General features: G+C 69.4%; 13 protein-coding genes. 5 read left to right on the forward strand and 8 right to left on the reverse strand.

All coding sequences use genetic code 11. The annotated features are described in order from the left end of the window. Nucleotides 1-5 precede the first annotated feature (5 nt). The gene (gene lptM / locus I8E28_RS18870; RefSeq protein WP_200789751.1) at nucleotides 6-254 is read left to right on the forward strand and encodes an LPS translocon maturation chaperone LptM; all 249 of its coding nucleotides are present in this window, start codon (nucleotides 6-8) and stop codon (nucleotides 252-254) included. After that, nucleotides 251-1,516 (forward strand): diaminopimelate decarboxylase, encoded by a 1,266-nt coding sequence (lysA, locus tag I8E28_RS18875; RefSeq protein ID WP_200789752.1) that lies wholly within the window; start codon nucleotides 251-253, stop codon nucleotides 1,514-1,516. The genes lptM and lysA overlap by 4 nt, the downstream gene beginning before the upstream one ends. On the opposite strand, the gene I8E28_RS18880 is transcribed toward lysA, so the two are convergent. The 5 genes from I8E28_RS18880 to I8E28_RS18900 form a co-directional block, all read right to left on the reverse strand. Then, nucleotides 1,488-2,144: a protein-methionine-sulfoxide reductase heme-binding subunit MsrQ gene (locus I8E28_RS18880; protein WP_200789753.1), complete on the reverse strand. Its 657-nt coding sequence runs from the start codon at nucleotides 2,142-2,144 to the stop codon at nucleotides 1,488-1,490. The two genes, lysA and I8E28_RS18880, sit on opposite strands and share 29 nt — an antisense overlap. Then, on the reverse strand, nucleotides 2,144-3,142 hold the full coding sequence (gene msrP, locus I8E28_RS18885; RefSeq protein ID WP_200789755.1) for a protein-methionine-sulfoxide reductase catalytic subunit MsrP: 999 nt from the start codon (nucleotides 3,140-3,142) through the stop codon (nucleotides 2,144-2,146). Before msrP ends, I8E28_RS18880 begins: the two co-directional genes overlap by 1 nt. A gap of 62 nt (nucleotides 3,143-3,204) precedes the next feature. Then, nucleotides 3,205-4,524: a c-type cytochrome biogenesis protein CcsB gene (gene ccsB, locus I8E28_RS18890; RefSeq protein WP_200789757.1), complete on the reverse strand. Its 1,320-nt coding sequence runs from the start codon at nucleotides 4,522-4,524 to the stop codon at nucleotides 3,205-3,207. After that, nucleotides 4,521-6,629, reverse strand: coding sequence for a cytochrome c biogenesis protein ResB (locus I8E28_RS18895; protein WP_200789759.1), 2,109 nt, complete (start codon nucleotides 6,627-6,629; stop codon nucleotides 4,521-4,523). The genes ccsB and I8E28_RS18895 overlap by 4 nt, the downstream gene beginning before the upstream one ends. A gap of 105 nt (nucleotides 6,630-6,734) precedes the next feature. Further along, the gene (locus I8E28_RS18900) at nucleotides 6,735-7,412 is read right to left on the reverse strand and encodes a c-type cytochrome (RefSeq protein WP_200789760.1); all 678 of its coding nucleotides are present in this window, start codon (nucleotides 7,410-7,412) and stop codon (nucleotides 6,735-6,737) included. Nucleotides 7,413-7,494: 82 nt separating this feature from the next. Here I8E28_RS18900 and yihA point away from each other — a divergent pair, with 82 nt between their 5' ends. Together yihA and I8E28_RS18910 are read left to right on the forward strand one after the other, a co-directional pair. Continuing rightward, nucleotides 7,495-8,163 (forward strand): ribosome biogenesis GTP-binding protein YihA/YsxC, encoded by a 669-nt coding sequence (gene yihA / locus I8E28_RS18905; protein WP_200789761.1) that lies wholly within the window; start codon nucleotides 7,495-7,497, stop codon nucleotides 8,161-8,163. A gap of 58 nt (nucleotides 8,164-8,221) precedes the next feature. Beyond that, nucleotides 8,222-9,142 (forward strand): alpha/beta fold hydrolase, encoded by a 921-nt coding sequence (locus I8E28_RS18910; protein ID WP_200789763.1) that lies wholly within the window; start codon nucleotides 8,222-8,224, stop codon nucleotides 9,140-9,142. Here I8E28_RS18910 and I8E28_RS18915 read toward each other — a convergent pair. Both I8E28_RS18915 and I8E28_RS18920 read right to left on the reverse strand, forming a co-directional pair. After that, complete coding sequence (locus I8E28_RS18915; protein WP_338050804.1) at nucleotides 9,136-10,002, reverse strand: LpxL/LpxP family acyltransferase; 867 nt, start codon at nucleotides 10,000-10,002, stop codon at nucleotides 9,136-9,138. The two genes, I8E28_RS18910 and I8E28_RS18915, sit on opposite strands and share 7 nt — an antisense overlap. Beyond that, the gene (locus tag I8E28_RS18920; RefSeq protein ID WP_200789766.1) at nucleotides 9,999-10,817 is read right to left on the reverse strand and encodes a lysophospholipid acyltransferase family protein; all 819 of its coding nucleotides are present in this window, start codon (nucleotides 10,815-10,817) and stop codon (nucleotides 9,999-10,001) included. Before I8E28_RS18920 ends, I8E28_RS18915 begins: the two co-directional genes overlap by 4 nt. Nucleotides 10,818-10,957: 140 nt before the next feature. Here I8E28_RS18920 and metK point away from each other — a divergent pair, with 140 nt between their 5' ends. Beyond that, nucleotides 10,958-12,139, forward strand: coding sequence for a methionine adenosyltransferase (gene metK / locus I8E28_RS18925; RefSeq protein WP_200789768.1), 1,182 nt, complete (start codon nucleotides 10,958-10,960; stop codon nucleotides 12,137-12,139). A gap of 67 nt (nucleotides 12,140-12,206) precedes the next feature. On the opposite strand, the gene I8E28_RS18930 is transcribed toward metK, so the two are convergent. Next, nucleotides 12,207-13,094, reverse strand: a complete 888-nt coding sequence (locus tag I8E28_RS18930; protein WP_200789770.1) for a hypothetical protein — start codon at nucleotides 13,092-13,094, stop codon at nucleotides 12,207-12,209. Between the last annotated feature and the right edge of the window lie 36 nt (nucleotides 13,095-13,130).

A 13,130-nucleotide genomic window follows, 5' to 3' on the forward strand; every position in this document is an offset into this window, starting at 1 on the left:
CCGCGATGGTCGACGCAAGGATTCTATGCAGCGTGCGGCGCGCCCTCGGGGCCGCCGCGCTGATCGCCATGCTGGCGGCATGCGGGCAACGCGGGCCGCTGTACCTGCCGACCGAAGCGGCCGCCGCCGACCGCGCGACGCTCCCCCAGGTGCTGCTCCCCACCACGCGGACCCAGCCCGCGCCGCCGCTGGACGGCCAGGTCGCGCCGGGCGGCTCCGGCACGGGCACCGCGGCCCCGGTGCGCACGCAATGACGCCCGGTTCGCCGCATTTCGCCTGGCGCGACGGGCTGCTGCACGTCGAGCAACTGCGCGTGGCCGACCTGGCACGGCAGCACGGCACGCCGCTGTTCCTCTATTCGAAGGCCTCCATGCTGGCGGCGCTCGACGCCTACCGGCGTGGCCTGCGCGGCCGCAAGTCACGCATCTGCTACGCGATGAAGGCCAACTCGTCGCTGGGCATCCTGCAGGTGTTCGCGCGGGCCGGCTGCGGCTTCGACATCGTGTCGGGCGGCGAACTGCAGCGGGCGTTGGCCGCGGGTGCCAAGCCGCGCGACATCATCTTCTCGGGCGTCGGCAAGACCGCGGACGAGATGGCGCTGGCGCTGAAGACCGGCATCGGCTGCTTCAACGTCGAAAGCGAAGCCGAGCTGGACGTGCTCGACGGCGTCGCGGCGGCGACCGGCCACATCGCGCCGGTGAGCCTGCGCGTCAATCCCGATGTCGACGCGAAGACGCACCCGTACATCTCGACCGGCCTGAAGGGCAACAAGTTCGGCATCGCGCACGACGCGGCGCTGGCGGTCTACAAGCGCGCTGCGGCGATGCCGCACCTGCGCGTGGTGGGCATCGATTGCCACATCGGCTCGCAGATCACCGACAGCGCGCCGTACCTCGACGCGATGGACCGCATCCTGGACCTCGTCACGGCGGTCGAAGCCGAAGGCATCCGGCTGCAGCACATCGACTTCGGCGGCGGCCTGGGCATCGACTACAAGGGCGACACGCCGCCCGCGGCCGACGCGCTGTGGGCCGCGCTGCTGCCCAAGCTGGACGCCCGCGGCTTCGGCGACCGCGAGATCCTGATCGAGCCCGGCCGCTCGCTGGTCGGCAATGCGGGCATCTGCGTCACCGAGGTGCTGTACCTCAAGCCCGGCGAGCACAAGAACTTCTGCATCGTCGACGCCGCGATGAACGACCTGCCGCGGCCGGCGATGTACCAGGCCTTCCACGGCATCGAACCCGTGTCGCAGCGCAAGGAAACCGCGACGACCTACGACGTGGTCGGCCCGGTGTGCGAAAGCGGGGACTGGCTGGGCCGCGACCGCGACCTCGCGGTGCAGGCGGGCGACCTGCTGGCGGTGCTGTCCGCCGGCGCCTATTGCATGAGCATGGCCAGCAACTACAACACGCGCCCGCGTGCGGCCGAGGTGCTGGTCGACGGCGACCAGGCGCACGTGATCCGCGAGCGCGAGACGCCCGCCGACCTCATGCGCGGCGAGCGGCTGGCTCCCTGACCACGCGCGGCCCGCCGAAGCGGTGCCACACCCGCCACCCGAGCAGCACGGCCAGGATGCCGGCGTAGACGAACACTTCGGCGAAGTTGTTCTTGCCGGCGCGCATCCAGAAGAAGTGCAGGATGCCCAGCCCCGCGATCACGTAGACCAGCCGGTGCAGCGCCTGCCAGCGCGCCGCGCCCAGCGCGCGGATCGCGCGATTGACCGACGTCGCCGCCAAGGGCGTGAGCAACAGGAAGGCGGCGAAGCCCACGAGGATGAACGGCCGCTTGGCGATGTCCTTCGCGATCGCGTCGAACTCCAGCCCCTGGTCGAACCACGCGTACGACATCAGGTGCACGCACACGTAGAAGTACGTGAACAGCCCCAGCATGCGGCGAAAGCGCGCCAGCGCCGGCTGGTGCAGGACCGTGCGCACCGGCGTGACCGCCAGCGTCAGGCACAGGAAGCGCAGCGTCCAGTCGCCCGTCGCGCGGATGATGTATTCCTGCGGATTGGGGCCGATCTGGTTCGCGATGGCGCCGTACAGCAGCCAGGCGAACGGCAACAGGGCGGCGACGAACAGGACGGGCTTGGCGGCGGGATGCAGCCAGGGCACGCGCCGCCCGCGCGGTGCGGGCGTGGCCATCAGTAGTTCTTCTTCAGGTCCATGCCGGCGTACAGCTGGCCGACCTGCGGCTCGTAGCCGTTGAACATCTCGGTCTTGCGGCGCTTGGCGAACAGCCCGCCCCCCTCGCCGATCCGGCGTTCGGTGGCCTGCGACCAGCGCGGGTGGTCCACGTTGGGGTTCACGTTGGAGTAGAAGCCGTACTCGTTGGCGGCCGCCTTGTTCCACGCGGTCGGCGGCATCTTCTCGACGAAGCGGATCTTCACCAGGCTCTTGGCGCTCTTGAAGCCGTACTTCCACGGCACCACCAGCCGCACCGGCGCGCCGTTCTGGTTGGGCAGCACCTCGCCGTACATGCCGAACGCCAGCAGCGCCAGCGGATGCATCGCCTCGTCCATGCGCAGGCCCTCGGTGTAGGGCCAGTCGAGCACGTGCGACTTCACGTACGGCATCTGCTTCGGGTCGGCGAGTGTCACGAACTCGACGAACTTCGCGTTGCCGGTCGGCTCGACCTTGTTGACCAGCGCCGACAGCGAGTAGCCCACCCACGGGATCACCATCGACCAGCCCTCGACGCAGCGCAGGCGGTAGATGCGCTCTTCCTGCGGCGCGAGCTTGAGCAGGTCCTCGAACGCGTAGCGGCCGGGCTTCTTGACCGCCCCTTCGATCTCGACGGTCCACGGCCTGGTCTGGAACTTCGTCGCGTTCTCGGCCGGGTCCGACTTGTCGGTGCCGAACTCGTAGAAGTTGTTGTAGCTCGTGGCGTCCTTGTAGTCGGTGGGCTTGTCGATCGCGATCGCGCCCGGCACCGGGGACTTGCCGCCCGGCAACGCGGCCAGCTTGCCGGGCCGCGCCGTGTCGGCGAGGGCCTGCCGGCCTGCCCATGACGCGAGGGCCGCACCCGCAGTGCCAGAGGCCATCAGCCGCAGCAGGTCGCGCCGCTGCCGGTACACCGCCTGCGGCGTGATCTCGCTCGAGGCCGGGTGCAGGAAACCGTTGTCACCGCTTCGGATCAGCATGGAACCCTTTCGTTGCGTCGTTTCGCATTGGACGGGGAACGCGCCGGGACCTTACAGCGGGATCACAAAGTCCCGTAGCTGTGCAACCCCGACAGGAACATGTTGACGCCCAGGAACGCGAAGGTCGTGACCACCAGGCCCACCAGCGCCCACCACGCGGACACCGTGCCGCGAAGCCCCTTCATCAGCCGCATGTGCAGCCAGGCGGCGTAATTCAGCCAGACGATCAGGGCCCAGGTCTCCTTGGGGTCCCAGCTCCAGTAGCCGCCCCACGCTTCCGCGGCCCACAGCGCACCGAGGACGGTCGCGATGGTGAAGAACGCGAAGCCGACGGCGATCGCCTTGTACATGACGTCGTCGAGCACCTCGAGCGGGGGCAGGCGCTCGGCGATGCGGCGGCGCATCAGCAGGATGCCCCCGACGATCAGCGATGCGATGCCGAAGTAGACGAGCCAGTAGCTGCTGGCGCCGGCGACGTCCTTGCGGAACACCATCGGCTCGAAGCACAGCACCAGCCCCAGCCCGAACAGCGGCGCCAGCTTCCACCAGCGGGTCTCGACGGCGTGCTGCTTCACGAGGTACGCGAACGCCACCATCGCCGACAGCGCGAAGGTGCCGTAGCCGATGAAGTTGGCGGGCACGTGCAGCTTCATCCACCAGCTCTTGAGCGCCGGCACCAGCGGCTGGATCTCGTGCGCCTCGCGCACGACCGTGTACCAGAGCAGGAAGCCGACGGCGGCGCTGACCACCAGCAGCACGAACGCGCCCAGCGCGCGCGTGCCGTACTGCGCCTCGAAGTACAGGTAGAACAGCGCGGTGAGCCAGCAGAAGAGGACGAACACCTCGTACAGGTTGCTCACCGGGATGTGGCCAACGTCGGCGCCGATCAGGTAGCTCTCCCACCAGCGCACCATCGTGCCGACCAGCGCCATGGTCACCGCGACCCAGGCCATGCGCGAGCCGATGCGTTCCATGGTCGCGGCCTGGCCGCGGGCGAACATGCCGATCCAGTAGAAGGCCGTGCTCATGAAGAACAGCACGCTCATCCAGAGGATCGCCGACTGGCTGGACAGGAAGTACTTCAGCCAGAAGACGGATTCCGCACGCGCGAGCGAACCCTGGTAGGAGCCGATCGCCATGAGCGACAGCGCGGCGACGACCGCCATCAGCCCCTGCAACGGCCGCCAGAACCAGCCCAGCCAGATGGCGGCCGGCATGGCGGCGAGGAGGATGCCCTTCTCGTACACGTCCATGTGGGCCTGGTAGCGCGTGAACGCGAACAGGCCGCCGGCCACGATGGCGAGCGCGAACAGCCAGTCCAGCGGGCGGCGCCGCGAGAAGTAGCTCTCGCCGAGGGTGATGGTCTGGGTGGCGGTGGTCATGGGGAGTGCAGCAGTTGGTCGCGCAGCCGCTGGAACTCGCGGTCGACGTCGAGGGTCTCGCGGTTGCACGACAGCCCCATCAGGGCGTCGCTGCCGCCGGCGGCGGCGGGCGCCAGCCAGACCCACAGCCGGCGCTCACGGACATAGAGCATCGCAAAAACGCCGAGGATGAGCAAAGCGCACCCCAGGTAGACAACGTTCTTGCCGGGGGATCGCGTGACCTGGAAGACGCTGGCCTGCACCTGCGTGAAGTCCGCCAGCTGGAAAGCCATCGGCGCCGGGTACACGAACGCGTCGCTCAGCGCGACCAGCGACTGGGTCATCCAGGCCTGTGCGCGGTCGCCGCCGTCCAGCGGCGGCAGCCCGGCGCGCTCACGCGACAGCTGGGCCAGCTCGTACAGCGACCCGCCGAGGATGCGGATCACCACTTCGAATGCGCGGCCGCGCTCGGCTTCCGGCACGCGTTCTTCCAGGTAGGTCGACAGCGCGGCCAGGCCGGCGCCCTTCGCGCCCGCCTGCGCATCGCCGGCATACAGCGCGAAGGCCTGGCCGGCCGAAGCGGCCAGCTGCGCGCCGACCTCGGGCCGCTTGGGGTCCGTGGCCTTGGCCACGTAGCGGCGCACGGCCTCGGCGCGCAGGGCGCGATCGGCCAGTGCCGCCTTCAGCCGCACGAAGCCGTCCATGGAGCTCTTTTCGTCGGCCGGCACCCGCAGGTAGCGGAACGGGTCCGCCGGCGATTCACGCACGCCGAGCAGGAACACCGGCACGCCGTCGCCGAGGTCCATCGGCAGCATGTAGTTGTTGAACTCGCGCGCCTGCCCCGCCGAGTCGCGCAGCTTGTAGCTCACGCTGGGCCCGACGTTGCGCAGCTCCTTCTTCGTCTTCGTCTTGTTGGCGGCGCCCAGGTGCTCGCCGAGCGACTCGCGCATGTCGACCTTGCGCGGGTCTGCGCCGCTGCGCGAGGACGCCTCGGCCATGTTCTCGACGTTGATCACGCGCAGGCCGGTGAATTCGAGCGTCAATTGATCGGCGCTGCCCTTCCCGCGCGCGAGCTGGGTCGACGAGCCGATCACGCCTTCGACGTCGAAGCGGTTGCTGGCCCCGTTGATCGGCAGCGCGGCGAGCTTCACGCGCGAGCCACCGTCGTCGAAGCTCGATTGGTAGATCTCCACCCCGCGCCAGCGCGCCGGATGGTTCACCTCCACGCGGGCCGGCACCGCCTCGCCCGTCTCGCGGTCGTGGATCACGATGTCGCTGGCGAACAGCTTGGGCATGCCGGTGGAGTAGTACTCCACGATGAACTTCTTCAGCTCGATCGTGAACGGCAGGTCCTGCAGCAGGATGCCGTCGGACTGCGTGAGGATGGCCGTCCCGGCCTGCGTGCCTTCAGCGACCAGCAGGTTGCCACGGAAAGTCGGGTTCATCGCGGGCAGCCGGTGCTTCGCCTGCACGTCGGCGATCATCCCGCCGCCCGTGTACGGTGTCTTGCCCCCCAGCAGCATCTGCGCGCGCACGACCAGGTCGCCGTCGAACAGGCCGCCCAGGCACACCAGCACGATGGCGCTGTGCGCCGCGATGTAGCCGACTTTGTTTGCCGCCCCCGCGCGGGCCGCGACCATCCAGCCGTCGCCGCGCTGCTGCAGCTTGACCTTCCAGCCGCCCTTGGCCAGCGCCTCGCCGATGCGGCGCGCGCCCGCTTCGGGCAGGTCCGCGAGCACCGCCTGCGCGCGGTGGTGCATCGCCTTGAGGCTTTGCGCCCGCACGTTCTCCTTGGTCGTGCGCAGGTCCGCGATGATCTTCGGCGTGTTGCGCGCGATGCAGAGCGACGTGCTCGTCACCAGGAACGCAAGGATCAGCAGGAACCACCACGCGCTGTACACCGCATTGAGCTTGATGGCGAGGAACAGCTGCGCCCAGAACGGGCCGAACTGGTTGACGTAGTTGGCCGCCGGCTCGCCCTGCTTGAGCACCGTCCCGATGATCGAGGCGATGCAGATCACCGTCAGCAAGGCGATCGCGAACCGCATCGACGACACCAGTTCCACCGCGGTGCGCAGGCGCCGCGACGGCGTCGCGAGGCGCAGGCCGTGGGTGGAGGTGGTCATCGGGAAGGGTTGGAAAAAGACGAAGGCGGGTTCGTGGAACCCGCCTTGCTGTAGTGTCGTCCGGCGCCGCCGGGGTTCCCCGCGCGTGCGCCGCCAGCCGTTGACTTAGCGCAAGCCGGCGATGTAGTCGGCGACGGCGCGGATCTCACGGTCGTTGAGCTTGGCCGCGACCTGGGTCATCTGCAGGCTGTTCTTGCGGGCGCCGTCGCGGAACGCGACGAGTTGCGCGGCCGTGTAGTCGGCATGCTGGCCGGACAGGCGCGGGTACTGGGCCGGGATGCCGGCGCCGTTGGGGCTGTGGCAGCCCGCGCAGGCGGCGATCTGGCGGTCCGGGACGCCGCCGCGGTAGATCTTCTCGCCCAGCGCGACCAGGTCCTTGTCCTTGGCGAAGCCTTCCTTGGCCTTCACCGAAGCGACGTACCAGCCGATGTTGCGCATGTCGGCGTCGCTCAGCTGCGCGGCGAACCCCTGCATCACCGGGCTCTGGCGCTTGCCTTCCTTGAATTCCCGCAGCTGCTTGACCACGTACTCGGGGTGCTGCTGCGCGAGCTTGGGATTGGCCGGGATGCCGGAGTTGCCGCCGGCGCCATGGCAGGCCACGCAGGTCGCGGTGAACTTGGCCTCGCCGGCGGCGGCGTCCGGCTTGGCCGGCTGCTGCGCCTTGGGGGCCGCGGGCTGGGCGGCAGCGGCCGCGGGCTTGTCGTTCCCGTGCGTCTGGGCCAGGGCGTCGATCGCGGGCAGCGCGAGGAGCGCGGCGGTCAGCAGGCAAGCGTGCAACTTCATGGGCGTCTGGTGGGTTCTGGGGCGCAAAACCCGGCGATTCTACAATGCGCGTCCCATCCACCTCCCCGTCGGGAACCGCCCCATGACTGCCACCCCGGGCCCCGGCGCCCCCGCCCCGTCCCCGGCCGACCGCGCGCTCGCGTGGTTGCACACCGCCAGGTTCCTCACGACGGCGCCGAAGCTGGAGTTCCTTCCGCCGCACGAATTTCCCGAGATCGCCTTCGTCGGCCGCTCCAACGCGGGCAAGTCGACCTGCATCAACACCCTCACGCAGCAGAAGCGGCTGGCGTTCGCGTCCAAGACGCCGGGCCGCACGCAGAGCATCAACCTGTTCACGCTCGGCAAGCAGGGCATCACCGACGCCGTGCTGGCCGACCTGCCCGGCTACGGCTATGCCGCCGTGCCGCGCGCGGACAAGGCGCGCTGGCAGCAGGTGATGGCCAACTACCTCGTGAGCCGCCCCAACCTGCGCGGCATCGTGCTGCTGGTGGACCCGCGCCTGGGCATCACCGAGCTCGATGAAGCGCTGCTGGACGTCGTGCGCCCGCGCGTCGAAGCCGGCCTGCGCTTCCTGGTGCTCCTCACCAAGGCCGACAAGCTCAATCGCAGCGAGGCCGCCAAGGCGCTGTCGATCGCGAAACTGCAGACGGCCGGCGGCGACACGATGCTGTTCTCGGCCCTCAAGCGGCAAGGTGTCGGCGAGACGGCGGAACTGCTCTGGAACTGGACCCACGAGGAGCCCGCTGCATGAGCCGCCCGGCCGCTCCGAAGGCTCATGGCACCGCAGGTCGCAGAGCGGAGGTTTCCCAATGACCGTCGAGACCTGGCTGCAGGCGCTGCCGCATGGCATCACCCTCAGCTGCCGCGGCGCTGGCGAGCGGGGCCGGCCGCTTCTGGTCTTCCTCCACGGCTTTCCGGAAGCGGCCTTCATCTGGGACGAGCTGCTGGAGCACTTCGCGCGTCCCGAGCATGGCGGCTACCGCTGCGTGGCGCCGAACCTGCGCGGCTTCGAGCGCTCCAGCGCGCCGGCGGACGTCGCCGCGTACCGGCCCAAGTTCCTGGTGCAGGACATCACCGCCCTCATCGAAGCCGAAGGCGGCCAGCTCGCCTGCCTGGTCGCGCATGACTGGGGCGGCGCCGTCGCGTGGAACCTGGCCGTGCAGGCGCCGCAACTCGTGCCCCGGCTGGTGATCGTCAATTCGCCCCACCCCGGCACCTTCCTGCGCGACCTGCAGTCGGACCCGCAGCAGCAGGAAGCCAGCGCGTACATGAACTTCCTGGTGCGGCCCGACGCCGAGCGCATCCTGGCCGAGAACGACTACCAGCGCCTGTTCGGTTTCTTCGGCGAGTGGGGCGCCTCCAGCTGGCTCACGCCCACCGTCAAGCAGCAGTACCGCGAGGTGTGGAACGGCCCCGCGGGCGGGCCGCCCGGCGCGGGCCTGGTGGGCGGCTGCAACTACTACCGTGCGTCGCCGCTGCGGCCGGCCCGCGGCGAGGACCCGGGCGCGAGTGCCATCACGTTGCCGCGCGAGATGCTCACCGTCACGGTGCCGACGCTGGTCGTGTGGGGCATGCAGGACGTCGCACTGCGCCCGAGCCTGCTCGACGGCCTGGACGAGTACGTGCACGACCTCGCGATCGAACGCGTGCCGGACGCCTCGCACTGGATCGTGCACGAGCGGCCCCAGCTCGTGGCCGGGCGCATCGGCGCATTCCTCGCGCGTCAGTAGACCGGGTCGGCACCCGGCGGGCGCGACTTGAAGCGCTTGTGCACCCAGTAGTACTGCTCGGGCATGCCGTCGATGTAGTCCTGCAGCCGCGCGTTCATCAGCGCGGTGTCTGCTTCGAGGTCGTCGCTGGGGAAGTCCGGCCACGCCGGCAGCACCTGCACGTCGTAGCCGTGCGGCGTGATGCGGGTCAGCAGCGGCACCACCTTCGCGCGGCCCAGGCGCGCGAACCGGGACAGCGACGGCACGGTGGCCGCCGGCACGCCGTAGAACGGCACGAAGATCGATTCCTCCGCGCCGAAGTTCATGTCCGGCAGCAGGCACAGCGGCGTGCCGCCGCGCAGCGCGCTCACGACCGTCTTGACGCCGTCGACCCGGCGGTACAGCCGCACGTTGCCGAAACGCTGGCGTCCCGCGAGGATCCACTCGTCCACCACCTTGTTCTTCTGGTGCGTGTAGATCGTCATGAACGGCCGCGGGTTGTCCAGTGTCAGCGCGGTCCAGCCCGCGTCCATGCCGACGAAGTGCGGCCAGAAGATGACGGTGGGCTCGTTGCCCTGCAGTTCCTGCAGCGCGCCGGTGAGGCGCACGCGGTCGCGGACCTGCTGCGGCGTGCCGTGCCAGATCCAGCTGCGATCCAGCCAGGCCTGCGCGAACGCGATGAACACCTTGGGCACCAGCGCGCGCCGCTTCGCTTCCGGCCACTGCGGGTAGCACAGGTCCAGGTTCACGCGCACGACATGGCGGCGGCCGCGGATGACGAAGTACAGCAGCCAGCCCAGCGCCCAGCCCAGGCCGCGCACCCAGGACAGTGGCAGCGGCGCCATCGCCCGCATCAGCAGGACGCCCAGGCGGCTGATCACGCGACCTCCCGCGGGGTCTTGTAGCGCGCATAGCCCCACAGGTACTGCGCCGGGCATTCGCGGATCAGCGCTTCCATCGCGCCATTCACCTGCGCGGCGGCGGTTTCAGGCTGGGACGCGATGTCGCCGGCCCACGGCCGCAGGTGGATGCGAAAGCCGCGCCCCCAGGACAGGCGCTCGCCCCAGGCGAGCAGGACGACCGCGCCGGCCTGGCGCGCCAGGCGCGTCGACAGCGTCATGGTGTAGGCCGGGTGGCCGAAGAACGGCGCCCACACGCCGAGGCCGTTGGGCGGCACCTGGTCGGGCAGCAGGCCGACGGCCTGGCCCGCCTGCAGCGCCTTGAGCATCTGCTTGACGCCCGCCAGCGTGGTGGGCGCGGTGAACAGGTTCGCCCGCGCCCGTGCACTGTCCACCAGCGGGCGCAACCAGGCCTTGCGTGCGGGCCGGTACAGCACCGTGATCGGGCCGTAGCGCTGTGCATAGCCCTGCGCCGTGGCCTCGAAACAGCCGAGGTGCGGGGTGAGGAACACGATGCCGCGGCCGCTGGCGCGTGCCTCGTCGATCAGGTCGGCGCGCGACCACTCGATGTGCACCGCGCGACCGAACCACAGCCGAGGTACTTCGCCCACCAGCCGGCCCGCCGCGCCCACGGCCGCGCGCACCTGCGCGAAGCGGTAGCCCGCGCGGGCGGCGTTGGCGACGAAGCGCGAGCGGTAGGTGGGCGACGCGAGGAAGGCGATCCAGCCGAGCACCCAGCCGACGCCGTGCAGCAACGCCAAGGGGAACAAAGCCAGCACGCGCAGCAGGGGAGTCAACAGGCTTGCCCTAAAATATGGTCTGTCGCCGAGTTATGAACTACTTGCAGGGCGACGTTAAACAAAGCTGCTAAAGCGTTCGCCCGAAGCTCCGGCCAAGGCAACGCGCCTTGCTACCGACACCGCTGGAGTTTATTCAAATGGCGAGCGACTTCCTCTTCACGTCCGAATCGGTCTCGGAAGGCCATCCCGACAAGGTGGCGGACCAGATCTCCGATGCCATCCTGGACGCGATCTTCAGGCAGGACCCGCGCAGCCGCGTGGCCGCGGAGACGCTGACCAACACCGGCCTCGTGGTCCTGGCTGGCGAGATCACCACCAACGCCCACGTCGACTACATCCAGGTCGCGCGCGACACCATCAAGCGCATCGGCTACGACAACACCGAGTTCGGCATCGACTACAAGGGCTGCGCGGTCATGGTCTGCTACGACAAGCAGTCCAACGACATCGCGCAGGGCGTGGACCATGCGTCCGACGACCACCTGAACACCGGCGCCGGCGACCAGGGCCTGATGTTCGGCTACGCCTGCGACGAGACCCCCGAGCTGATGCCGGCGCCGATCTACTACGCGCACCGCCTCGTGGAGCGCCAGGCGCAGAAGCGCAAGGACGGCAGCCTGCCGTTCCTGCGGCCCGACGCCAAGTCGCAGGTCACGATGCGCTACGTCGACGGCAAGCCGCACAGCATCGACACGGTGGTGCTGTCGTCGCAGCACTCGCCCGAGATGAGCGACGGCCACAAGATGAAGCCGGCGTTCGTCGAGGCGATCATCGAGGAGATCATCAAGCCGGTGCTCCCGAAGGAATGGCTGAAGGACACCAAGTACCTGATCAACCCGACCGGGCGCTTCGTCATCGGCGGCCCGCAGGGTGACTGCGGCCTCACCGGCCGCAAGATCATCGTCGACACCTACGGCGGCGCCTGCCCGCACGGCGGCGGCGCGTTCTCCGGCAAGGACCCGTCCAAGGTCGACCGCTCGGCCGCCTATGCGGCGCGCTACGTCGCCAAGAACATCGTCAGGGCCGGCCTGGCCAAGCAGTGCCAGATCCAGGTGGCGTATGCCATCGGCGTCGCCAAGCCGATGAACGTGACCGTCTATACCGAAGGCACCGGCGTGATCCCCGACGAGAAGATCGCCGCGCTGGTCAACGAGCACTTCGACCTGCGCCCGAAGGGCATCATCCAGATGCTCGACCTGCTGCGCCCGATCTACGAGAAGACCGCCGCCTACGGCCACTTCGGCCGCGAGGAGCCGGAGTTCAGCTGGGAGAAGACGGACAAGGCACAAGCGCTGCGTGCAGCGGCCGGCCTCAAATAAGTCAGTTGTCATTCCGGCGAAAGCCGGAATCCATGACGCCGCGCACCGCGCGGCGTTTTCGTTCGGGCTACTCGATGATGGCTTGCTGCCGCACGACTTCCTGCCGCTTCATCGCGACGTACTGCTGCCGGTCCATCTCGTGCAGCTGGCGCGCGTACTTCTCGGTCGACGTGAACCAGGCCTGGATGCGGCGCTCCGCCTGCTGCCCCGGCGCGGCGGCGAGTGACTCGAGGAAGGCGTCGATCGCGAGGTAATAGCGCATCGCGGTGCGCTCGATGGCGCCGCGCACGCCGCCGATGTACTGTGGCCGCCCTGCCCCGTCGCGGCCGACCACCGTGAAGCCGACCTTGTCCGCGCCCGCGGTGCCCAGGTAGGCCTGCATCGCGATGCGGCTGGTGAAGCCGAAGGCGTACGAGTAGGTCAGCCGCATGAAGGTGCGGTTGCCGTCGATGGGGATCGCGGCCAGCGTGATGCGGTAGTCGCGCGTGCCCACCGGGCCGTCGGCCGCGAGCAGGCGGGTTTCGAAATGGTCGCCCGTCGCCGCGACGTTGCGCCAGTCCAGCCGCAGCCGGAAGGTCTGCTCGATCGGGTGCTCCGCCTTGCGCCCGATGCGCAGCAGCAGAACCGGCCCCGAGCCGCCGCCCACCGCGTGGCAGTACTTGGTGTTGAAGGGCAGGATCAGGATGTCGCACCAGTGCGCCGGCTCCTTCAGCGACGCAGCCACCGTGGCGAACGGATGGTCGAGCACGGCGTAGACGTCGCCGGTGAGGCGGTCCTTCTCCTCGCTCGAATCGACGTGCAGCGTGTGCCCGTTGGCATCGGGCCGCAGCTGCTCGCCCAGTTGCGCATACCGCGCGCGCAGGTCCTCGGCGGTCGCGTGCGACGCCAACGGCGCGCACAGGGCCGCCAACCCCAGCAGCAGGGCGGCGAATCGGGACGAGCAGGACAGTCGCATGAGGTGCCTGGAAGTGCTTGCGCCAGAGCGTCGCCG

Source organism: Ramlibacter algicola (assembly GCF_016641735.1).
In the GTDB taxonomy this organism is placed as follows: Bacteria; Pseudomonadota; Gammaproteobacteria; order Burkholderiales; family Burkholderiaceae_C; genus Ramlibacter; species Ramlibacter algicola.